The following is a 23,478-nucleotide window of genomic DNA, read 5'->3' as shown; positions in this document are numbered from 1 at the left end:
ATCATTCCTTGAGACGCAATACCTATTCAAGGAAAGTGGAAGGGTTCACCGGCGTCGCATCCTTGCGAACTTCGAAGTGAACCTGCGGACGCTTGGCGCTGCCGGTCATGCCCGATGTGGCGATGGTCTGGCCGCGCTGGACCTTCTGGCCACGCTGCACGTCAAGATTGGCGGCGTTGCCGTAAACGGTGACCTTGCCGTCGTCATGGCGCACGAGAACCGTGTTGCCGAGCTGCTTCAGGCCGTTGCCCGCATAGATGACTACACCGTTTTCGGCGGCCTTGATCGGCGTGCCTTCCGGAACGGAGATGTTGATGCCATCGTTGCGGCTGCCTTCGACATTATCGCCGAAATTGTTGATGACCGCGCCGCGAACCGGCCAGCGATATTTACCGATGCCGGTGGATTCCGGTGCGACGGAAGCCATGTCGGCCTTTTTCTCGATGTCGCTGACACTGGCGGTGGCCGGTGCGGCAGGCGCAGTCGGAGCCGCGGCAGCAGCCGGGGCCTTGTAGGGCTCAGGCTTGGCGGACGCTGTTTCAACCGGCTTGGCCGCTTCTTTGGCCGGAACGGAAGCCGTCTTGATGGCGTCCGTCGAAGCGCCCGGCATGTTGAGCGTCTGGCCGACGCGAATGTTTTCGTTGCTGAGACCGTTTGCCGCCTTGAGGGCGGCGACCGACACGCCGTTTGCGCGGGCGATCTTGGACAGGCTGTCGCCCGGCTGCACCTTGTAGCCGCCGGTGGGCGGCAGCGGCTTGCCGCCGGGCGGCGTCAGCTTGCCGGTTTCGGAGGAAACCTTGTCACGGGCGGCGGCCTGCGACGGCAGCACAGCCACGTTCCCCTCGGGACTACGCAGCGGCGTCGGCTGGTCGCCATTGCGGTTGAGCGCAATATTGCCGGCGGCATCCTTGGCGGCATTGCGGACCTGACCGAACTTCGGAATGATGATCGACTGGCCGGCCTGTGCCGAGGATGCGGTCTTCAGGCCGTTGACGCGCAGCAGTTCCTTTTCCGGAACGCCGTAACGGTTGGAGAGCGTCGCGATGTTTTCGCCGGGACGCAGGGTCACGGAGGCGGCGCCATCCGTGTGCCAGCCGTTCTTGTCGGAGCGGACCGTTGCGGTGGTCAGATTGTCGGCCGCGGGAGCGGCAGCCTGCCGGGCGGGCGCTGCAAGAGACGGCGCGGCCTTGGGCTGGGCGGATGGGAAAGGCTGGGCCATGGCTTCGCTGCGGGTCGACGGATCGCGGCTTGCCACAGCTGTCGGCGCAGCCAACTCGGATCGCTGCACGGGAGAGGCCGAAGCCGAGCGGGCCATGGAAGGCTGAACGCCACCATAACCGCCCGATTGCGGATAGGAATTGCCCGCCATGTTCTGGTTGGCATAACCGCCCTGCGGCGCGGCGGAGGCGTAACCGCCATTCATGTCGCCCTGCGGCACCGGGGCCTGCCCGTAAGCACCGCCGCCCTGACGGGCAGGAATTGACGCCGTGGTCATCTGATCCGGTCCACTGGAAAAGAGGCCGCTGAACCGCGTTGCATCCGAGCTACAGCCCGTTGCGACGCTTGCCAGCAATGCCGCTGCGAACATTTTTGCGACTGATTTTCCGATTTTAGACGAATGTCTCATACGCATGACTCGATCTACACTGACGCCAACCCGCCGCATCGAGACCGATCCGGCACAAATTTCACTTCTTGCAAGGCCCATTTCCCGAAGTGGGAAAACCATGCGTCGATGTTTATGATTAAAGCGCGTTAGTGTTACCACGCCGTTAAAACGTTAAGCCGCTTGGCGCTTTTTTGACACTTCGATAACCATGACGAAAACAGAATGCGTCACGTTGGAACAATAATGATATTAAAAATCAGTTAGTTGCAGAAATTCAGAACATTAGGAGACAAAGATGGAATGTCTCCAAAATTTTCATTTCGTCACAAATGACGCGCAATATGCGTGCTGAGCGGCAGGTAAGGCGCCTCGAACAGTTCTTCCTTCTCGAAGCGGCTGCCGGTCTTGGAGAACCGCGTCATCACGCAACGCTCGTCTTCGAGAATGATCGGGGCGATCATCATGCCGCCTGAAACGATCTGTTCGGCAAAGAAGCGGGGCATGGTGGTGAAGGCCGCCGTGGAGACGATTCGGTCGAAGGTACCCTCGCCCACCAGGCCGTTGCTGCCATCCGCCTGACGGATGACGACATTACGGATGGAGAGATCGTCGAGACAGTTCTGCGCCCGCTGCACCAGCGTCCTGTAACGCTCCAGAGAAAAGACGCGTTCGACCCGGCGAGCGATGATCGCCGTCATGAAACCGCTGCCCGTGCCGATTTCCAGCACACGCTGGCCGGGTTTCAGCTGCAGTCGGGCAAGGATTTTCACCGCCATGTCGGCGCCTTCCATGAAGGCGCCGCAGTCGATCGGGATCGTGCGGCTGGAATAGGCATCGGCCGCAAATTGCGGCGGCACGAATTTCGAGCGCGGCGTCTGCTCGACCGCCGTCAGAAGGTCGAGATCGGAAATCCCCTCACCCCTTAAGCGGAGAACGAGAGCGGCAAAACCTTCCTTTTCGACCATTGCGGATTTCAATCGGCTGCTCCGAATCCAAGTGCTTGCGCAACCCGATCCTTCACCGTGTAGTCCGTCAGGTCAAGCTTGAGCGGTGTGACGGAAATCTTGCCATGTTTCAAAGCGTGGATATCGGTGCCTTCGCGGAAGGTACCGAGACGCTCGCCGAAGCGCAGCCAGTAGTAGGGAAGACCGCGACCGTCCTGCCGTTCCTCCACCGTCAGGCCAAAATCGAGCTTGCCCTGCCCGGTGACAGACACGCCCTGCACATCCTTGGGCGCGCAATTGGGGAAGTTGAGGTTGAGGAAGGTGCCATCAGGCAGATCGACATCGATGAGCTTGCGGATGAGATCGGGCGCATAGGTCTCCGCCACTTCCCACGGCACGACACGGCCTTCGGCATGGCTGAAGGCCTGGCTGAGCGCAAAGGAGCGCACGCCCTGCAGCGTGCCTTCGATGGCGCCGGCAATGGTGCCGGAATATGTCACGTCATCGGCCATGTTGGCGCCGGCATTGACGCCGGAGAGGACGAGATCGGGCTTTTCAGGCAGAACTTCGCGAATGCCCATGATGACGCAATCGGTCGGCGTGCCGCGCAGCGCGAAATGCTTGTCGGAAACTTTTCGCAACCGCAGCGGTTCGGACAAGGTCAGCGAGTGCGCGAGACCGCTCTGGTCTGTCTCCGGCGCAACGATCCAGACATCGTCGGACAGCGTGCGGGCGATACGCTCCAGCACCGCCAGACCTTCGGCGTGGATACCGTCGTCATTGGTCAGCAAAATCCGCATGGTTCTCTCTCCGCTTTTCATATCTTCAAGGACGGAGCATCCTCCCCACCGGCAGTGAGGTGTGCAGCTCTCCCATGGTCATCCTCAGGCCTGTCCAGAGAATCTAATCACGTCGAAATCAATCGATAGGTTGCAGATCCTCAGGCCTGTCCCGAGGACGACGTCGGCCTGATTGGAAGACTCTCCTTCCAATAGCACGACGCTGCGCTCCCTCAGGCCGCTTTCTCGATCCGAGTCAGACCACCCATATAGGGAAGCAGCACGTCCGGAATTGTGACGGAGCCATCGTCGTTCAGGTAATTTTCGAGAACCGCGATCAGGCAGCGACCGACAGCCGTTCCGGAACCGTTCAGCGTGTGCACGAATTTCGTCGCCTTGTCTTCCTTGCCGCGATAGCGCGCATTCATGCGCCGCGCCTGGAAATCGCCGCAGACCGAGCAGGACGAAATTTCGCGATAGGTGTTCTGGCCCGGCAGCCACACTTCCAGATCGTATGTCTTGCGGGCGCTGAAGCCCATGTCGCCGGTGCAGAGCGTCATGGTGCGGAAATGCAGGCCGAGGCGCTTCAACACCTCTTCGGCGCAGGCCGTCATGCGCTCATGTTCGGCGACCGCACTTTCCGCATCGGTGATGGAGACGAGTTCGCATTTCCAGAACTGGTGCTGGCGCAGCATGCCGCGCGTGTCGCGGCCGGCCGAACCCGCTTCCGAACGAAAGGATGGCGTCAGCGCGGTAAAACGTAGCGGCAGCTTCTCCTGATCGAGAATTTCGCCGGACACGAGGTTGGTCAGCGTCACCTCGGCCGTCGGAATCAGCCAGCGGCCATCCGTGGTCTTGAACAGGTCCTCGGAGAATTTCGGCAATTGACCGGTGCCGAACATGGCTTCGTCGCGCACCATCAGCGGCGAGGAAACTTCGGTATAGCCATGTTCCGAGGTGTGCAGGTCGATCATGAACTGGCCGAGCGCCCTTTCCAGACGCGCCAGCTGGCTGGTCAGCACGGTAAAACGTGCGCCCGATAGCTTGGCGGCACGCTCGAAATCCATATAGCCGAGCGCTTCGCCAATCTCGAAGTGCTCCTTTGCCTCATGGTTCCAGCCGGGCTTCTGACCGACGACGCGGGTCACCACATTGTCATGCTCATCCTTGCCATCGGGCACATCGTCGAAGGGCATATTGGGCAGGCGCGAAAGCGCATCGTTCAACTCGGCGGTGACCTGGCGGTCCTCCTCCTCGGCGCGCGGCATGTTTTCCTTGATGTCGGCGACTTCGGCTTTCAGCTTTTCGGCCAGCTCCATGTTCTTCTGCGCCATCGCAGCGCCGATTTCCTTGGAGGCGGCGTTGCGGCGCGACTGCATGTCCTGCAGGGACTGGATGACGGAACGACGCTTTTCATCAAGCGCGATCAGGCCGCTGGCGGCGGGCTCTGCGCCACGGCGTGCAAGCGCCGCATCGAAAGCTTCGGGGTTTTCGCGTATCCATTTAATGTCGTGCATCGTCGTTCCAGACCGTTGTTGCATCATCGGTGTTTTACAGCAAAACGCCGGGCATGAGCCCGGCGCGAGGAAATGTCGTGAGCGGCGAGACCCCGAGAATATCAGGTCTCCTCCAGCTCCGTGCTTGCGGATTCTGCCGCACGTTTCCTCTCCACGAGTCGAGCCATGTAGATGGAAATCTCGTAGAGAATGATTGCAGGCAGCGCAAGACCGATCTGGGACATGGGGTCCGGCGGCGTCAGGACGGCTGCGACTACAAAGGCGAGGACAATCGCGAACTTGCGCTTTTGCCGCAGCCAGTCGCTGGTCAAAAGCCCGACGCGGGCCAGAAGTGTGGTGACGACGGGCAGCTGGAACACCAGACCGAAGGAGAGAACCAGCGTCATGATGAGGCTGAGATACTCCGACACCTTCGGCATCAGCGAAATCGCCACCTCGCCGTCTTCGGGCAATTGCTGCATGGCGAGGAAGAACCACATGACCATGGGCGTGAAGAAGAAATAGACAAGCGCCGCACCGATGAGGAAAAGGATCGGCGAAGCGATGAGGAACGGCAGGAAGGCCGCCCGCTCGTTCTTGTAAAGGCCGGGCGCCACGAATTTATAAAGCTGCGAGGCGATCACCGGGAAGGAAATCACAATGGCGCCAAACATGGCGACCTTGATCTGCGTGAAGAAGAATTCCTGTGGCGCGGTATAGATCAGCGACGACTTCGCAACATCGAGCCCGGCCCAGATCACCGCCCATTTATAGGGAACGACCAGCAGGTTAAACAGATGTTTGGCAACGGCGAAACAGGCGATGAAGGCGACGAAGAACGCGCCGAGCGACCAGATCAGCCGCGTGCGCAGTTCCATGAGGTGCTCGATCAGCGGCTGCGGCTTATCCTCGATATCCCCGCTCATGCTTCATCCTTTTTGGGCTTTGCAGCCTTGGTTTTTGCCGTTTTAGCCGGCTTGGCCACGGCCACGACCGCCTTGTCTGCGGAGGACTTGCTGACGGCCGCCTTTTTGGTGACCGTCTTCACGGCGGGCTTCGAGGCGGCGGGCTCACTGGTTTTCACGGTGGCGGCGGTTTCTGGCGCTGAGGCAACCTTGCTCCGCGCTGCACGTTTCGGCTTGGCGGCAACCGCTTCGGCCTCAACAGTCGCAATGGATTTCGCCCGCGCGCGCTTGGGCTTTTCCTCCGCGGCGACAGCTGCGGCGACCGGCGCAGCGGGTGCGGCAACGGGAGGCGGCGCATCCGGCAGCTTCATTTCAGGCTCAGGCACGCTGACCAGCGGCGCGACCGGCTCCCCTGTCGCCGGCGCCGGCGTGGACGAAAGGCCATCCGGCGCAGCCGTCGCCTTCTGGAGATCGGATTTGATCTCGTTGCCCAGCTGGCGAAGTGGGTTCATCGCATCGCGCAACGAATTGGTCGGGTTTAGATTGCGGACATCGGAGATGGTTTGGCGCACATCGTCCATGTCGGCTTCTTTGAGGGCCTCATCGAACTGGCTGCGGAAATCCCCCGCCATCTTGCGAAGGCTAGCCATCGTTTTGCCGAAAGCGCGGATCATGGGCGGCAAGTCTTTAGGCCCGACGATCACGATCAACACGACCGCAATCACCAGCAGCTCGCTCCAGCCGATATCTAACATCAATATGCTCCCGAGACCCTAGCGCTCCGGCCCGACAATCGGAATCGATTTTCGACGGGAATGAAGCGCAACATACAAGTGGCAGAGCGTCCTTGGTGCGTCAAAAAAGGACGCAAGGCGCTCTAGCGCCAGTCTCACACCAAGCGGCGAAAGGCCGCTTACTTGATCTCGTCAGCCTTGTGGTCGACGGTCTTCGTGTTGGCATCGGCCGGCGGCGGCGTCTGGTCTTCGTCAGCCATGCCCTTCTTGAAGCTCTTGATGCCCTTTGCGACATCGCCCATCAATTCCGGAATCTTGCCGCGTCCGAAGAGGACGAGAACAATCACCAGCACGATGAGCCAATGCCACACACTAAAAGAACCCATAACTGAAACTCCTGAATTTCGCTTTCAGACGATGTAAGACGTTTGAAAGGCTTTTTCAAACGACAAATCACCCCTTCGACAGCGAGTGCGCATAAAGTTTTCGTGGCCGCGCCGGCAGGATGTCGATATCAGTCGTCGCCATCGCCGCCGCCGGGGGCCAGCAGGCCCAGTTCCTCGAGATCCAGCTGCGTGATCGGATCTTCATCCTCGCGCAGCTCGTCACTCATCATCGGCAAAGGTACGCCGAAATTGGAGGGAATGCGGCCCGAAAGCAGCCCTGCCCCCTTCAGCTCCTCGAGCCCCGGCAGATCGCGCAACTCCTCAAGACCGAAATGATCGAGAAACTCCACCGTGGTGCCGATCGTCACCGGCCGGCCGGGGGTGCGCCTGCGGCCACGGAACCTGACCCAGCCCGCCTCCATCAACACATCGAGCGTGCCGCGCGATGTCTGCACGCCGCGAATCTCCTCGATTTCGGCGCGTGTCACCGGCTGATGATATGCGATAATCGCCAGAACTTCCAGCGCCGCGCGCGACAGCTTCTTCGGCTCCTTTTCCTCAGCGCGGATGACGAAGGAAAGATCGCCGGCGGTGCGGAAGGCCCATTGCCCGCCCACCTGCACGAGATTGACGCCCCGCTCCGCATAAAGCACCTTGAGACGCTGCAGAATGGCAACGACATCCATGCCGCGCGGCAGGCGCTCGGCGATGAAAGCCACGGAGACCGGCTCGGACGAGGCGAAGACCAAAGCCTCGGTGATCCGCTCGGCCTCCTTCAGTTGCCGTTCGGAAAATACCGTGGGTTCGAATCCCACCCCATCTGTTACGATCATCGCCTCGCCGGTCTCTTCATCATCAGTCATTGTCGCTCCTCCCGGCACTGGCCGCGGGCTCATCCCTCGTGCCGCGGCGCATATAGATGGGCTGGAAAGCGCCCTCCTGCCGGATTTGCAGCGATCCCTCGCGCACCAGTTCCAGCGAAGCGGCAAAGGCGCTGGCGATCGCCGTCACCCGCATGGCGGGATCGGGTACATATTGCAGCAAATATTGGTCGAGCACGGTCCATTCCCCGACATCGCCGAGGAGGTTGGTCAAAAGCTCACGCGCCTCGACAAGCGACCAGACCTGCCGTTTTTCAATCGTGACCTGGGTAATCGCTTGCCGCTGCCGCAGATTGGCATAGGCGCTGAGCAGGTCATAAAGGCTCGCCTCATAGGCGGAGCGGTTGATGTGCGGAATATGCTCGGGCGCGCCGCGGGCGAACACATCGCGGCCGAGCTGGGCGCGGTTGACGAGACGTTCGGCCGCCTCGCGCATCGCCTCCAGACGCTTCAGCCGGAAGGCCAGCGTGGCGGCCATTTCTTCGCCCGAGGGACCGTCATCCTTGGATTGCTGCGGAATGAGGAGCTTGGATTTCAGGAAGGCGAGCCACGCCGCCATGACGAGATAGTCAGCCGCAAGCTCGATGCGGACGCGGCGCGCGCTTTCCACGAATTGCAGATATTGTTCGGCAAGGGCCAGCACCGAAATGCGCGACAGATCGACCTTCTGCGTCCGGGCAAGATGCAACAGCAGATCGAGCGGGCCTTCGAAACCCGCGACATCGATGACCAGCCCGGCCTCGCCCGTCAGCCGCTCCGGCGTCACATCCTGCCAGAGCTTGTCCATCGGTGTCGAATTGCGAGACTTGTCTGCGGCCATTGTTCCATCCGCCGGGCGTCCGGCCTGTCGTCCCGAGTACCGGGCCGCCGCCCGACTGTCAGGAAACGGCCCACATGGCGTTGAATTCGGCTCTCAGCTCCGCTTCGTCGGAAGGGTCCGCAACAGGGAAACCCGCTTCCACGGCCCGCACCCGCTCCAGCGAACGGCCGGAAAGAACGGGAACCTCCTTCACGACCTGCAGCATTTCACCCATCACGCCGTTGCAATGCAAGACTATATCGCAGCCGCCCGCAACAATATTCGCAGCTCTTTCACCAAGCGTGCCCTTCAGCGCATTCATGGAGCTGTCGTCGGACATCAGCAAACCGTCGAAGCCGATCCGCCCGCGAATGATCTCCTCGATCACCTTCGGCGAGGTCGTCGCCGGGCGTTCACGGTCGACGGCGTTGAACACCAGATGCGCGCTCATCGCCATCAATTCGCGGTTCAGCGCCCGGAACGGCACGAAATCATGGGCGTCCAGCTCATCGAGCGGCACATCGACGACCGGCAGTTCATGGTGCGAATCCACCATGCCGCGGCCATGGCCCGGCATATGTTTCATGACAGGCAGCATGCCTCCCGCCTTCAGGCCGTCGGCCGCTGCTTGCCCCATCTCGGCCACCATGGTCGGCGTGTAGCCATAGGCGCGGTTACCGATGACATTGCTGGCGCCTTCCACCGGCACATCGAGCACCGGCAGGCAATCGACATTGATGCCGAATTTCATGAGGTCGAAGGCATGCAGGCGCGACATCAGCCAGGCGGCGCGCAGACCCGCCCCCCGGTCGCGCTCATAGATTTCACCGAGAATGCGGGCGTTCGGATAGGCCTGCAGGATCGGTGGCTTGATACGCTGCACGCGCCCACCCTCCTGATCGATCAGAACCGGCGCATCTGACCTCCCGACGGCGTCGCGCATGGCGGCGACGAGATCGGTGATCTGCTGCGGCTCGCCGATATTGCGCCCGAACAGGATGAAGCCCCAGGGCTGTTCATCGCGGTAAAGGGCAATCTCGTCGGCCGTCAGCGAAAGCCCGCTGCATCCGAGGATCATAGCTTTGCAATCGGTCATGGGTGTCACGCTCAAAGGGAAAAGAGATGGAGGGTGGGTAAAAGGGGATGTGCTCTCGGAGTGCGAAAACAGTCAGGTGGACCTGCGGCCGCCATCCTCGCATAACCTCTCCGCCGTCATCCTCGGGCTTGTCCCGAGGATGACGGCGGAGCGTGAGCAAAGGCCGAGTGCCATCCAAAAGGGCTGCCTCACGCGGTAGCCCCGATCTGTCTAAGCCAATCCGGCCACTATCACCGCGCCACCAGGCAGCTGCCGCCGGCCGAGCGGAACCTTTCGCACAGCGCCACGGCTTCGCTCTTGTCACCCGCCGGGATACGGACGCGGTAGAACGTGCCCTTGCCAGCGATTTCGGCGGCCTTGATGTCGACGCCGCGTCCACCGATGACCGAGCCGAACTTGGCCGACATGTTCTGGTAGGACTTCTGGGCTTCCGCCTGGCTCGGCAACGAGGCGATCTGGATGTAGTAGCCGCCGGCGGAAGGCGTGCTGGTCGCCGCCGGCGTCGCGGCCGCCGTCTGCTGCTGTGCCGGAGCGTTCGTGGGGCGGACATTGCCCTGGTTGGTCACAGTCGCCACCACATTGGCTGGCTGCGAGGACGGACGCGCCGAGGGAACTGGCGCCGCCGACTGTGCTGCCGGTGTCGTGGCGGCAGGCGTGTTCGCCTGCGGCTGAGCCTGCTCCGGTGTGACCGGGACCCGCGATGCGGCGATGACGGCGGGCGCGCCCTCACCCGGCTTTGCGGTCTGCGGTGCTGCAAGCTCCTCAACCTTGTCGGCCTTCGGCGGCTGGGCGGCCGGCGCTTCGACTTCCTGGGCAACCAGCGTGCCGTCAGGCTTGACGATCATGGTGCGGACCTTACGCGGCGAAACGCCGGTTGCAGCCGAACCTTCATTCTGCGCAGCCTTTTCTTCCGGCGAAAGCAGGCGCGGATCTTCTGTCTCGCCAACCGGCGTGCCGGCGGGTTCCATATCCGCGTCGTTTTCGCCTTCCAGCGGCAATTGTTCGGGGATCAGCGTACGCTGCACCACATCCACCGGCTGCTCGTTGCTGGAAATCAACGACGGCTGTTTCGGATCGGCAGCGCCGCCGCCGGCCACGCGGTCATAAACCGCCTTGTCCTGGTTCGGCACAACGCGACCGCCCGGATTTTCCGGAACGACCTTCATCGGATCGCTATCGGCGGAGATGATGACCGGCGCGCCATTCGAACCCATGCTGGACGAACCGCCGGAAACCAGCGCGTAAACGCCGCCGCCGACCAGCACCAGACCGATTGCCGCGGCAACCGGCATGATCCAGCGGCGACCGCCGCGTTCATCCTCACCACGATAATCCGCCGGATGCTCCACATAGGTATTCTCGGCGTCGCGGGATGCGTTGCCACGGGAAGCCGCAGCCTCCTGCATGGAACGACGGAAATCCTCTTCCAGCGCCCTCTCGAACTCATCGGCCTCTTCCGGAGCCGGCGCAGGACGCGCCTGGGCGGCGCCGCGACTGTCGCCATGTTTGTGACGGTCGAGACCACCGGCGACAGCAGGCGCAAACAGCGTCGCAAGCTCGGTATCGATATCGAGATCTTCCTCGTGACGGCGCGCGGCCGGCTTGGGTTCGAAAACACCGACCGGCAGTTCCGGCACATCCATTTCGACGATGGTTTCCGGATGTTCTTCCGTCTCGCCGATCTGCGAAGGATCGAAAGGCAGGCTTTCCAGCGTCTGCGGTGCGACTGGCTGCGGTGCTGCTGCAACAGCGGGGCGCGGCTGCACCGGAACGGCGGTCACCGATGCGGCCACGGAAGCCGGGCGCGGCTGCGGCGCGGGCTGTTCCCTCACCGGCTGCGGCGCGGCGGCCGCAACGGCAACCGGAGCGGCTGGCGGCTGGCGAACGGGTTGCGGCGCGGGCGTAGGCGCGACTTCCGCCTCGGCGATTTCAGACAAATCAAGATCCAGATCGAGATCGTCGAGTGCAAGCTCGAAATCATCATCGTTGAAGCCGGCGAAATCCGTGAAATCCAGCTCTTCTGCGGGTGCCGCGGGCGCAGCAGCGGCAATCGGCGCGGCCTTGACCGGCGCGGCGGCAACCACGGGCGGCTCCACCTTCGCAGCCTGCGCAGCGGGAACATCTTGCACGAGCGGTGTTTCGCCGCGACCGGGAATGGAATATTTCGCGACGTCGTAAATCAGCTCGTCCATCGGCGACAGATGTTTCGCTTCCGGCTTCTCGGCAACCTCAAACGCCATACGCTCTGCGGCAGGCGTGAAGGTCTCGGCGACCGAAGGCGCAAAGGACGGAGCGGCCTCCACCGCCTGAACGACGGCAGGCGCGGGAGCGACTTCGACCTGCGGCTCGATGCGGGCTGCGGCAGGCTGCTGCTCGGAGCGTGGCTCAACCCGCCTCGGATCGACAGCCGAAACATCCCGGCGCGCGCCGAAATTGGCGAGCGGCAGCCGCAGGCTGGAAAATTCCAGCGAGGACCGGCCGCCATGCGACGGCGGACGCACGGAAACCGGTGCGGGCGCCTCCTCGGCGACAGCTATTTCAACCTCGTCGGCGAGATCGAAAGCCTGCGGCTCCGGCGCATAGGAATGACCATCGGCGTGAATGTTGCTCGAAACATCGGCGGGAAGCTCCGGCATCGCATGCCATTCGGTCGCGGCGGGTTCCGCTGCCTGCGGCTCTTCCCACCCAGCCTGCTCGGCGACGGGCTGGTAAACCATCGGCTCGGCGGGACGCGACTGGCGCGAATGCACATCGAAAACTTCCGCCACCGCGGAGGCGTCGTCGCGGAAATCCGCACGAATATCCTGCGCGGTCGTTTCGACGTAGTTGTGAATATAGGCCTGATCGACTTCCGGAAGCGGCTCTTCCATCACCTCCGGTGCGGATGCGGCAACAGGCGCGGGTTCATCCGCCGGCGCAAGCTCGGGCTCGCGGCGGGCGAAAACCTGCTCGACACGCTGCATGAAATCGTTGGGATGGATGCCTGTGCGAACATCGTTTGCCGGATCAAGAACGACCGGATCGGCATGCGGCGCATCGTAGACTTCGAACTCCCGCAGAAGCTCGTCCTCGAGGTTGAATTCCGGTTCGCGGCGGGTCGCCGGCGAAGCGGCGCGCGGCGCAGCCTCGGAACCCGCATGCGAAGGACGATCTTCGAAGCCGACGATACGCGCCAGTTCTGCCAGAGGATCGTTGTCAGCGAACCCTTCGGACCGGGCGTCCCGGTTATACGCGACTTTTTTTTCGACCATTACGTGTTCCACCATCTACGCATTGCAGCTCTTGCCAGCGTATTGTGAGCAAATAATGGTGATATGTTATCGCATTTCGGCAGGTGCGTCCGCTCCTAAAAGCGTGAGGCCGGACCTCAAAACATTCGCGACAGCATTCACCAGCCCAAGTCTGGCAATGCTCAATTCTCGGTTTTTATCGTTAATAAAACGTAATTCCGGCTGGTCTTTGCCCTTGTTCCAGTGTCCATGGAAGGAACTGGCGAGGTCATAGAGATAAAAAGCAAGCCGGTGCGGCTCGTGCGAAAGAGCCGCCGATTCGATCAGGCGCGGATATTCGGCGAGCTTTGCAACCATCTGCAACTCGTTGATATCGCTAATCAAAGCGACGGAGGCCGCCATCTCCTCAGCCGAAGGAGAAAGCCCCGGAAACGCTTCCTGCGCCTGCCGGAAGATCGACTGTGAGCGGGCGTGCGCATATTGCACGTAAAAGACCGGATTATCCTTCGATTGTTCGGTCACTTTCGCGAAATCGAAGTCCAGCGGCTCGGAATTCTTCCGATAAAGCATCATGAATCGCACCGGGTCGCGACCCACTTCGTCGACAACATCGCGCAGCGTGACGAAGTCGCCGGAGCGCTTCGACATCTTCACCGGCTCACCATCGCGGAACAGCTTGACGAGCTGGCACAGCAGCACCGTCAGTTTCGACTTGCCTTCGGAGACGGCGCGCGCGACCGCTTCCAGCCGCTTCACGTAGCCGCCGTGGTCGGCGCCGAGCACATAGATCATCTCGGAAAAACCGCGGTCGAACTTGTTCTTGAAATAAGCGACGTCCGCGGCGAAATAGGTGTAGGAACCGTCCGATTTCATCAGCGCGCGGTCCATGTCGTCGCCCACCTCGGTGGAGCGGAACAGCGTCTGTTCGCGGTCTTCCCAGTCGTCAGGCAATTCGCCCTTCGGTGGCGGCAAGGTGCCCTTGTAGACATGGCCCTTGAACGTCAGGTCATTGATAGCAGAGAGGATCGGACCGCCATTGCCCTCATGCAGCGTGCGCTCCGAGAAGAACACGTCGTGCCGGACGTTGAGCAGCGCCAGATCCTCGCGGATCATCGCCATCATCGCGTCGATCGCCTTGTCCTTGACGATAGGCATCCATTTTTCCTCGGGCATGGCGCGCAGCTTGATGCCATATTCATCCGCCAGCGCCTGGCCGACGGGAACGAGGTAGTCGCCGGGGTAAAGACCGGACGGAATGGTGCCGATATCTTCGCCGAGCGCCTCGCGGTAGCGCAGGAAGACGGAACGGGCTAGTACATCGATCTGCGAGCCGGCATCGTTGATGTAATATTCCTTGGTAACGCCGTAGCCTGCGAATGCCAGCAGGTTCGCCAGCGTGTCACCCACGACAGCACCACGGCAATGGCCGACATGCATCGGGCCTGTCGGATTGGCGGAAACATATTCGACGTTGATCTTCTGGCCGGAACCGATGGTGGAGCGGCCGAAATCGATGCCCTGCCCGATCATGTCTGCCAAAAGACGCTGCCAGTAACCGACCGAGACCTTGAGATTGATGAAACCAGGACCCGCGACATTGACGCTGTCGACATCGCTATCCGCCTGAAGCGCGGGCACGATGAGTTCGGCGAGCGCGCGCGGATTGGTGCCGAGCGGCTTGGCCAGCACCATAGCGGCATTGGTTGCAACATCGCCGTGGCTGAGATCGCGCGGGGATTCGACGGTAATTCGACTGAAATCGACCTTTTCGCGGTTCTCTTTCACGAGATCGAGGGTCTCGAGCGCGTTTTTGATCCTGGTATCGAAATCAGCAAAAATGTTCATCGTTCCAACCTGCGCGAAGGGCTTCTGTTTATGTCCGGCCATCATAACCGGGTCGGCTCCGCGATTGCCCGCTGCCCTATCGCAAATCGGGGGTGTGGTCAAACAGCCGCTGGTGGGCGCGCAGTGCATAACTATCGGTCATGCCGGCCAGATAGTCGCCCACATGCCGGGCTTTTGCGGCCACGCTCATGCCGGAAATGCTGTCCACCCAGTAATGGCTCTGCATTTCCGCCGGCGTTTCCATATAACGGTGGAAAAGATCGGTGACGATCTGTGTCGCGCCGGCGCGGATGCGCATGATTTCCGGATGGCGGTAGATATGGCCGAACAGCAGCTTCTTGATCTGCCGGTCGGTCTCGGCCATTTCCGGCGAGAAGGTCGCGACGGTGAAATCGGCGGCGCGGATATCGGCCGCGCTTCGTGGTTTCAGGCGGGCAAGATTCTGCTGGGCAACGCCGATCACATCCTCGACCATATGGGTGATCTGGCGGCGCATGATCTCATTGGCAAAACGCTCCTTGTCGAGCACGGGATATTTCGCCCGCACCTGCGCCATCAGTCCGCTGAGGAATGGCACCTCCTCCAGCATCTCGAAAGTGAGATAGCCGGCACGCAATCCGTCATCGATATCGTGGGTATTATAAGCGATGTCATCGGCAATCGCCGCCACCTGCGCCTCGAGGCTCGCATAGCTGCCGATTTCCAGATCCTGCTGCTCGCAATATTCGAGGATGGGCAGCGGAACCGGCCCCTTGATCCCCTCGCCCCTCGCATTCACCAGCGGACCGTTGTGTTTGACGAGACCTTCCAGCGTCTCCCAGGTGAGGTTGATACCGTCATATTCGGCATAACGGCGCTCCAGCTTGGTGACGATGCGCAGCGACTGGGCGTTATGATCGAAGCCGCCATAGGGCAGCAACACCGCATCCAGCGCGTCTTCGCCGGTATGGCCGAAGGGCGTGTGGCCGAAATCATGCACCAGCGCCACGCCCTCGGCCAGATCCTCATCCAGCTTCAGCGCACGGGCGAGAGCGCGGGCGATCTGCGCCACCTCGACGGTGTGGGTAAGCCGCGTGCGATAGTGGTCTCCGTCAGGGCTGATGAAGACCTGGGTTTTGTGCTTCAGGCGGCGAAAGGCCGTCGTGTGAACGATGCGGTCGCGGTCGCGCTGGAATTCGGAACGCGTCAGGCTTCCCTCTTCGGGAAAAAGACGCCCGCGCGTGGTCCATGGATCCGAGGCGAAAACCGCCCTCTCACCGCTTCCGAAACCCAATGCGCGCTGGTCTATGATCATGCATCCACCTGTTGTCTTCGCCGCCATGACCTAGACTGTGACTTCCTTTTCACCTCGGCCATTGACCTTTTCATTTACCCTTCATACCTATCGCAGAGGTCGGCGCAAAGCATCATCGCCGCGTTGACCGCCCTCACACAGGCTATAGACCGTTAATTTGACCGGTTTATAATGGTGACAACGAGATTATTGCTCTCCGGTTCTTGACCCCGGCAGGAGGAACGACATGGAAAACAGCGACATTACCCTTTCGGAAGCCGCGGCAAAGCGAATCGCCCAGATCGTCGCCGCCGACGCCGGCAAACAGGCGCTGCGCGTCTCGGTGGAAGGCGGCGGCTGCTCGGGCTTCTCCTACAAATTCGATCTGGCCGAAGACAAAACCGATGACGACATCGTGATTGCCCGCGGCGACGCCAAGGTGCTGATCGACAGCATGTCGGTCATCTATATGGCCGGCTCCGAAATCGACTTCGTCGACAATCTGCTCGGCCAGTCCTTCCAGATCAAGAACCCCAATGCTGTGGCAAGCTGCGGCTGCGGCACCAGCTTCTCGATCTGACGATTCTATCCACCACATCCTCGCCACCACCTTCCAAAAACGGTGGCAATCGGTTTTGCATCGGGTAAAAGTACCCCCGCAAAAGGGAAACTCCGATGAAGATTGCCACCTGGAACATCAATGGCGTCAAGGCGCGTATCGAAAACCTCTGCCAGTGGCTGAAGGATTCATCGCCTGACATCGTCTGCCTTCAGGAAATCAAGTCGGTTGACGAGGGTTTTCCCCGCCTTGAGATCGAGGCGCTCGGTTATCACATCGAAACCCACGGCCAGAAGGGCTTCAACGGCGTCGCGCTGCTCTCGAAGGTCAAGCCGGACGAAGTCAACCGTGGCCTGCCAGGCGATGATGCCGATGAACAGGCCCGTTTCATCGAAGGCGTGTTTTCCGTGGAAGGCGGCGCGATCCGCGTCTGCTCACTTTATCTGCCGAACGGCAATCCGCCAGACGATCCGGTGAAATATCCCTACAAGCTTGCCTGGATGGAGCGCCTGCAGCGCTTTGCAGAAGATCGCCTTGCAATGGAAGAGCCGCTGATCCTGGCCGGTGACTACAACGTCATTCCCGAACCCTTCGATTGTCACGACCCACGCGTGTGGGAAGGCGACGCCCTGTTCCTGCCGCAGACCCGGGCGGCCTTCCGCAAGCTGGAGAATCTCGGCTTCACCGATGCCGCGCGCGCGACGACGGATGAAGCAGGACTTTATTCCTTCTGGGATTATCAGGCTGGCGCATGGCCAAAAAACAACGGCATCCGCATCGATCATCTGATGCTGTCAGCCGAAGCCGCGGACAGGCTGGAATCCGTCAGCATCGAAAAACATGTGCGGGCCTGGGAAAAACCGTCCGACCATGTGCCGGTCTGCGGTTATTTCGCTTTCAATCCGGTCGGCTGACCGGCCCCTTCAGGCGGAAGAAACCACCCTGATCGCCATTCTCAATCCGGGCCATCTCTCAATCCGGCCAACTCTCAATCCGGATCGCTAAACTGCATGTTCTGTGCGAGTGCGATTGCCGCGCGGCGATCCTTCTCACCGGCGAGCGAAAAAGCCTGCTCCTGCAGGTTCTGTATCCAGGTACAGTCCGCCGCCGCGCATTTGTCGAGCGCAGCCGTCATGAAGGCCAGCCCCCGCGTCGTCTGGCCTTCCTGGAAGATCAGGTTGCCGAAGATCGACATCGCGCCTGCATGGCCGTGTTTGCGGGCCTGATTGAGCCACTTCTTGGCCTGCTGCACGTCGGCGCGACCGCCCTCGCCGGCGAGAATCATCTCCGCCAGACGGAACTGCGCCTCCGCGACGCCAAAGGTGGAGGCAACCTGGAAATAAAGCTGGCGGGCCTGCGACAGGTCCATCTTCACCGGGCTGCCGGGAATGCCGTGACGGTAATAATCGGCAAGGGAAAGCAGCGCATTGACAAAAAAGCCGGTATCTTCCGAACCGGGCTCAACGCCCTGGCTGGCGATTTCGCTGTAGATCTTGAAAGCTTCGAAGTCGTTCTTGGCAACGCCGTCGCCATAGGCATACATATTGGCAAGCGCCCAGCGAGAGCCGGTATGGCCTTTTTCAGCCGCATAGCGATAGGCCTCGACGGCTTCGCCCTTGTTGCCGTTCTTGTAGGCCTTGAAGCCGAACTTGAACAGGTCGAAGGGGCCGGATTCCTTGGTCACGCCCGCATTGATGTCAAAAGCCGCAGCAGGCATTGCGAGCGACGCAAGCAACATGCCCATGAGGAGCGGCTTTAAAACGTTGGCTTCACATTTCAGCATTTCAGCGAACTTCTCTCACTCTTCCCGGCATATAGCCAATACTTGCGGAATACTGCAAAGCCGAACTCCGCCGGGTCGCGATTTTTCGAACACACTGCGTCTTTCCGGCAGCACTTTCCAGCGCACCACCGGTGGTCTTTTGCAGCAACTGCCCTAATTTTCCAGTGAGACAGATATAGGCATAATTTCCGGCAATATAACGGCATTTCGCCGTCCACCGGTCAGACCTGAACAAGAATGCCGGATGTAATTCCCGTATTACTTGCTTAAACCCTGAATCCAAACCCGTTTTCACTTTCCGGCCTTGCGCATCACCACATCAAACGCCTGCATGTTCTTCCATTCCCGCGTCCCTAAACATAAGCCAAGCACCCTGTTTGTGGCGGGAAATGGACAGATATGCTCACATTCCAACGCGACCACACGCTTGCAGAAAAGTGTTGCCAAATCGTCACAAAACTTTCGGCCTAGAAAATTTTATCGAGCAGGAATCATAGTCGCGCACGAAAAAGGCCCGGCTGGTAAACCGGACCTTTATTTTAGCATCTGCGGAAGGATGCTGTCAGAATTTGACCTTCACGCCCGTGGAGATTGCTGCCACGAGGTCGTTGCCGAAGTCGTAGCCCACCTCGTTGCCGCAAGTGAACCCGGCACCGCACGGTCCGCCATTAATGGAAGAGCTGCCGGAGGTCAGGAGGCCGAGAGCACCGGCAATCTTGAACTCGATATTCTTGTTCGGGGAGTAGACAATCTGCGTGCCCAGCGTCCAGGTGTCGGTCTGGGTGCCGATGACAGTCGATGTACCGCGATCCCAGGTCAGGCTCACAGCGCCGCTCCACTGCTCATTGAACTTGTGGCCAACGCCACCGGAAATCGTCCAGCCATCGCGGTAAAACAGGTCGAGCGTGTTCAACGTGTCTTGTCCAGCGGGAACGCAAGGTGACGTGCCGACAGCGCAGAAAGGAATGACCTGAATCTGGCTCCAGTCGGTCCATTTCACCGAACCGAAAGCAAGCCAGTCCGGCGCAATGCCGGATTGCACCTTGAGTTCGATACTGTCTGGCATGGAAACAGAGCCATAGATCGGCACGAGCTTGCCGCCGTATTTCGCAAGCGTCGGAGAAATGGACGGCGGCGTCTGCGGAATCGCCCTGACATCGGCGAAGCCGGTCAAGTCGTGATCGACGGCGCTGTTATAAACAAGGCTCGCACGGAAGGCGATCTCTGGAATCTCATAGGCCATGCCGGCGCGCCAGCCCCAGCCATCACCTTCCATCTCAAGTTTGCCAACGCCGCTGAAGCTGGACCAGGCCGGATTGAGGCCCAGAACGGCCGGCCCGAGAACCTGACGGTATTTATAACCGCTGATCTCCTGGTAGAAACCGCCGCCGATGATCGAGAAGTCGCCTTTGCCAAGATCGAACTTCACCCGGCAGGTGGTAGCGTAATTGTGCGACTTGACCTTGGTCTCGATATTGTAGCTCGATCCCTGCCAGATGCCGGGATTGAGATGTGCGCCCCAGGGCTGCGAATAATCGAACATGCAGTCGCCGAAATCGCCGATTGCCGCCTTGGCACCGACGCGGGTCGACCAGAAGTTTTCAGAGTCGTCTGCGGTGCTTGACCAAGAAGCAGGTAAGGGACCGCTCTTTGCCGGGTTGTCGCGCGCATTCTCCACCTTGCGCTGCGGCGCGACGAAGGTTGCGGAACTGTCGAGAACATAATCGGACGGATCGAACAGCAGGTCGATATTGTAACCGCCACGCTCAAGGCCGCCGGCCAGTGAGGGCGTTACCGCCGCGATGCTGACTGCGAAACATACCGCGCCGCGAAAAATTGCAGTTTTTGCCATCTCTCTCCCCAATCAAGGCAATGTGATCGTCAAAAGAGTGAAGCGCTTCGCGGCAAATGACAATCTGCCGCACACTGGCACAGTTCCGCGACACTTCTCCATTTTTTACGTAAGAATTTTATGCGTATGCCCTTAAATAGTCATTTTAGGTTATTTTTCTAATCCAATTGAAGCAATCAGACATAAAATGAAACAAATTCCCACTTGAGACAGGAATTGTCGCCAAATAACCACACTTGCGAGTTTCCCGAAGAAACGCACTTATCAGGCCGTTTTTGTTGGATTTTTTGGCTGTTCCAAAGGTTTTGGGGCGGGCATGGCCTGAAATAATCGCTCTTTCGAACCCGCGTGATTCGTCGTTGCGGCGCAGCAATCAACCGGGGCAATTGTTCCGCCAAAACAAAAAACGCCCCCGTTTCGAGGAGGCGTTTTGTATTCGTAAATGACGGAGGCAGCTATTATCCGGCTTCGCTGACCCGTGTAAGTGCTGTTCTCAAGCTTGCAAGCTGCACTTCCAGCTCCGCCTTGCGCTCGCGCTCGGCGGCCACGACTTCCGGATCGGCATTGGCCACGAACTTCTCGTTCGACAGCTTCTTGTCGATGCGTTCCATTTCCGCATCCACCTTGCCGATCGCCTTTTCGAGCCGGGCCTGTTCAGCCGCGAGATCGACGAGGTTGCCGAGCGGCAGGCAGACCGTGGCCTCACCGACGATGATCTGGGCCGAACCCTTCGGCGCGACATCGGCAGCGCGGATTTCATCCGCCCGCGCCAGGCGCCGGATGGCCGCGGCATGGCGGTCCAGTCGCGCTTCCGTGGAGGTATTGGCACCGACGACCACCAGCGAGGCGGTAGCGCCCGGCGGCACGTTCATCTCCGCGCGCGCGGAGCGAATGCCGGAGACGAGATCGATCAGCCAGTTGATTTCGGCGGCTGCCGCATCGTCGCGGAATTCCGGCTCCGGCCAGTCGGTGAGGCAGAGCAGGTCGTCGCGCTCCTCGCCCTCGCCGGCCGTATGTGCCCAAAGTTCTTCGGTCATGAAGGGCATGAAGGGATGAAGGAGCTTGTAGATCTCCTCCAGAACATAGGCCGCGCAGGCCTGGGATTCCCGCTTCGCCTTTTCGTCCTCGCCGCTGAAGACAGGCTTCAACAGTTCCAGATACCAGTCGCAGAACTGGTTCCAGACGAAACGGTAGAGAATTCCGGAGGCGTCGTTGAAACGGAAGTTCTCAAGCGCCGCCGTCACGTCGCGCGCCGTATTGGCAAGCTCGGTCAGGATCCAGCGGTTGATGGTCAGCGAGGCGGTCTCGGACAGGAAATGCGGATCGCGCTTCACGCCGTTCATCTCGGCAAAACGCGTGGCATTCCATAGCTTGGTGCCGAAGTTGCGATAACCGGCGATACGCGCCGGATCGAGCTTCACGTCGCGGCCCTGCGCCGCCATGATGGCCAGCGTGAAACGCAGCGCATCCGCACCATATTCATCGATCAGTTCCAGCGGATCGATGACGTTGCCCTTGGACTTCGACATCTTCTGGCCGTTCTTGTCGCGAACCAGCGCATGGATGTAGACCGTGCTGAAGGGCTCGACCGGGTTGCCGGCATCGTCCTTCATGAAATGCAGGCCCATCTGCATCATGCGGACAACCCAGAAGGGGATGATGTCAAAACCGGTGACCAGCACGTTGGTCGGATAATAACGCGCCAGTTCCGGCGTCTGCTCGGGCCAGCCAAGGGTCGAGAACGGCCAGAGCGCCGACGAGAACCAGGTGTCGAGCACGTCTTCGTCGCGCGTCAGGATTTCGCCCGGCTTGAAGTTTTCGAGCTTCTCTTCCACCCAGGCCTTCCACGGACCTTCATGGGCAATATAATGCTGGATGGCCGCCTGAAGCGCCTCTTCCTCGGTTTTCTCAACGAAGACCTGCCCGTCCGGGCCATACCATGCCGGAATCTGGTGTCCCCACCACAATTGCCGCGAGATGCACCAGGGCTGGATGTTCTCCATCCACTGGAAGTAGGTGTTTTCCCAGTTCTTCGGCACGAAATTGGTGCGGCCTTCGCGCACCGAGGCAATCGCCGGCTGGGCAAGCGTCTTGTTGTCCACCCACCATTGGTCGGTCAGGCGCGGCTCGATCGGCACACCGCCACGATCGCCATGCGGCACGACGTGCTTGTGCGGCTCGATCTTGTCGAGCAGACCGGCTTCCTCGAAGATTTCGACGATGATCTTGCGCGCGGTAAAGCGGTCCTGCCCTTCCAGACGGTCCCATGCGCCATGCAGCGCAGCCGGATGGCTGAGGCCTTCGAGGAAATCCTCATTCTCCTTGATGGTGATCGTGCCGTCGATATTCATGACGTTGATGGCGCGCAGGCCGCAACGCTTGCCGACTTCGAAATCGTTGAAGTCATGCGCTGGCGTGATCTTGACCGCACCCGTGCCGGCCGTCGGATCGGCATAATCATCGGCGACGATCGGGATCTTGCGCCCGACGATCGGCAGGATGACATGCTTGCCGACGATGCCCCTGTAACGCTCGTCTTCCGGGTTCACCGCAATGCCGGTATCGCCGAGCATCGTTTCCGGACGCGTCGTTGCGACGACGATGTAATCGCGGGTTTCGAACTCGGTGGGCTTGCCCTCTTCGTCGAAGGCAACCGGATACTGATAGGTAACGCCCTTTTCCAGCGGGTAACGCAGGTGCCAGAGATTGCCCTTCATCTCGATCTGCTCGACTTCCATGTCGGAAATCGCCGTCAGCAGCTTCGGATCCCAGTTGACGAGGCGCTTGTCCTTGTAGATCAGGCCCTGCTTGTAGAGCGTGACGAAAACTTCGAGAACCGCTTCGGAGAGGCCTTCATCCATGGTAAAGCGTTCCCGCGACCAGTCGCAGGAGGCGCCGAGACGTTTCAGCTGGTTGAAGATGAGGCCACCGGATTCGGCCTTCCATTCCCAAACCTTTTCGACGAAAGCCTCACGGCCCATATCGCGGCGGCCCGGAAGCTGCTGTTCCATCAGCTTGCGCTCGACGACCATCTGCGTGGCGATGCCGGCATGGTCCATGCCCGGTTGCCACAGCACGTCCTTGCCGCGCATGCGCTCGAAGCGGACCAATATATCCTGCAGCGTGTTGTTGAGCGCGTGGCCCATATGCAGGGAGCCGGTCACATTCGGCGGCGGAATGACGATGGTGAAGGTTTCCGCACCCGGTTTGGCGTTGGCGCCGGCACGAAAAGCGTTAGCCTCGTCCCAGGCTTTGGCGATTTTCGGTTCGACGGAAGCGGAATCGTAGGTCTTTTCGAGCATTTCCT

Annotated in this window: 18 protein-coding genes; 2 read left to right on the top strand and 16 right to left on the bottom strand. The window is 60.4% G+C overall.

Annotation, left to right across the window (positions count from 1 at the left end):
* Positions 1-22 precede the first annotated feature (22 nt).
* The 13 genes from PL597_RS13215 to PL597_RS13155 form a co-directional block, all read right to left on the bottom strand.
* Positions 23-1,588, bottom strand: coding sequence for a peptidoglycan DD-metalloendopeptidase family protein (locus tag PL597_RS13215; RefSeq protein WP_162520386.1), 1,566 nt, complete (start codon positions 1,586-1,588; stop codon positions 23-25).
* A gap of 344 nt (positions 1,589-1,932) precedes the next feature.
* A complete protein-coding gene (locus PL597_RS13210) occupies positions 1,933-2,574 on the bottom strand; it encodes a protein-L-isoaspartate(D-aspartate) O-methyltransferase (RefSeq protein WP_077982158.1) in 642 nt (213 codons plus the stop codon).
* Between the two features lie 8 nt (positions 2,575-2,582).
* On the bottom strand, positions 2,583-3,353 hold the full coding sequence (surE, locus tag PL597_RS13205) for a 5'/3'-nucleotidase SurE (protein WP_217004806.1): 771 nt from the start codon (positions 3,351-3,353) through the stop codon (positions 2,583-2,585).
* 212 nt (positions 3,354-3,565) lie between these two features.
* On the bottom strand, positions 3,566-4,849 hold the full coding sequence (gene serS, locus PL597_RS13200) for a serine--tRNA ligase (RefSeq protein WP_271365330.1): 1,284 nt from the start codon (positions 4,847-4,849) through the stop codon (positions 3,566-3,568).
* Positions 4,850-4,950: 101 nt separating this feature from the next.
* A complete protein-coding gene (gene tatC / locus PL597_RS13195; protein WP_077982157.1) occupies positions 4,951-5,754 on the bottom strand; it encodes a twin-arginine translocase subunit TatC in 804 nt (267 codons plus the stop codon).
* Positions 5,751-6,488 (bottom strand): Sec-independent protein translocase protein TatB, encoded by a 738-nt coding sequence (gene tatB / locus PL597_RS13190; RefSeq protein WP_271365329.1) that lies wholly within the window; start codon positions 6,486-6,488, stop codon positions 5,751-5,753. The genes tatC and tatB overlap by 4 nt, the downstream gene beginning before the upstream one ends.
* Positions 6,489-6,646: 158 nt before the next feature.
* Positions 6,647-6,853, bottom strand: a complete 207-nt coding sequence (locus tag PL597_RS13185; RefSeq protein ID WP_003509722.1) for a twin-arginine translocase TatA/TatE family subunit — start codon at positions 6,851-6,853, stop codon at positions 6,647-6,649.
* 128 nt (positions 6,854-6,981) lie between these two features.
* Positions 6,982-7,716: an SMC-Scp complex subunit ScpB gene (gene scpB, locus PL597_RS13180; protein ID WP_089153214.1), complete on the bottom strand. Its 735-nt coding sequence runs from the start codon at positions 7,714-7,716 to the stop codon at positions 6,982-6,984.
* On the bottom strand, positions 7,709-8,554 hold the full coding sequence (locus PL597_RS13175) for a segregation and condensation protein A (RefSeq protein WP_077982155.1): 846 nt from the start codon (positions 8,552-8,554) through the stop codon (positions 7,709-7,711). Before PL597_RS13175 ends, scpB begins: the two co-directional genes overlap by 8 nt.
* Positions 8,555-8,612: 58 nt before the next feature.
* Positions 8,613-9,629, bottom strand: coding sequence for a beta-N-acetylhexosaminidase (gene nagZ, locus PL597_RS13170; protein ID WP_269824692.1), 1,017 nt, complete (start codon positions 9,627-9,629; stop codon positions 8,613-8,615).
* Positions 9,630-9,859: 230 nt separating this feature from the next.
* Positions 9,860-12,880 carry an SPOR domain-containing protein gene (locus tag PL597_RS13165; RefSeq protein ID WP_173989237.1) on the bottom strand — a complete coding sequence of 1,007 codons (3,021 nt, stop codon included), beginning with the start codon at positions 12,878-12,880 and terminating at the stop codon, positions 9,860-9,862.
* A 66-nt stretch (positions 12,881-12,946) separates the two neighbouring features.
* Positions 12,947-14,704 (bottom strand): arginine--tRNA ligase, encoded by a 1,758-nt coding sequence (gene argS / locus PL597_RS13160; protein WP_271365317.1) that lies wholly within the window; start codon positions 14,702-14,704, stop codon positions 12,947-12,949.
* 76 nt (positions 14,705-14,780) lie between these two features.
* Entirely contained in the window at positions 14,781-15,998 is a 1,218-nt protein-coding gene (locus tag PL597_RS13155; RefSeq protein WP_271365316.1) for a deoxyguanosinetriphosphate triphosphohydrolase, read from the bottom strand.
* A gap of 226 nt (positions 15,999-16,224) precedes the next feature.
* Here PL597_RS13155 and erpA point away from each other — a divergent pair, with 226 nt between their 5' ends.
* The gene (gene erpA / locus PL597_RS13150) at positions 16,225-16,557 is read left to right on the top strand and encodes an iron-sulfur cluster insertion protein ErpA (protein ID WP_077982150.1); all 333 of its coding nucleotides are present in this window, start codon (positions 16,225-16,227) and stop codon (positions 16,555-16,557) included.
* Between the two features lie 95 nt (positions 16,558-16,652).
* The gene (gene xth / locus PL597_RS13145) at positions 16,653-17,450 is read left to right on the top strand and encodes an exodeoxyribonuclease III (protein ID WP_271365315.1); all 798 of its coding nucleotides are present in this window, start codon (positions 16,653-16,655) and stop codon (positions 17,448-17,450) included.
* A gap of 74 nt (positions 17,451-17,524) precedes the next feature.
* On the opposite strand, the gene exoR is transcribed toward xth, so the two are convergent.
* The 3 genes from exoR to PL597_RS13130 form a co-directional block, all read right to left on the bottom strand.
* Entirely contained in the window at positions 17,525-18,319 is a 795-nt protein-coding gene (exoR, locus tag PL597_RS13140) for an exopolysaccharide production regulator ExoR (RefSeq protein ID WP_077982148.1), read from the bottom strand.
* Positions 18,320-18,881: 562 nt separating this feature from the next.
* Complete coding sequence (locus tag PL597_RS13135; RefSeq protein ID WP_077982146.1) at positions 18,882-20,171, bottom strand: outer membrane protein transport protein; 1,290 nt, start codon at positions 20,169-20,171, stop codon at positions 18,882-18,884.
* Positions 20,172-20,629: 458 nt separating this feature from the next.
* Positions 20,630-23,473 carry a valine--tRNA ligase gene (locus tag PL597_RS13130; protein ID WP_271365313.1) on the bottom strand — a complete coding sequence of 948 codons (2,844 nt, stop codon included), beginning with the start codon at positions 23,471-23,473 and terminating at the stop codon, positions 20,630-20,632.
* Between the last annotated feature and the right edge of the window lie 5 nt (positions 23,474-23,478).

The organism is Agrobacterium sp. ST15.13.013 (genome assembly GCF_027956525.1).
Classification (GTDB): Bacteria; Pseudomonadota; Alphaproteobacteria; order Rhizobiales; family Rhizobiaceae; genus Agrobacterium; species Agrobacterium salinitolerans.
The sequence above is the reverse complement of the archived record's forward strand: the minus strand, read 5'-3'. Positions and strand labels throughout refer to the sequence as shown.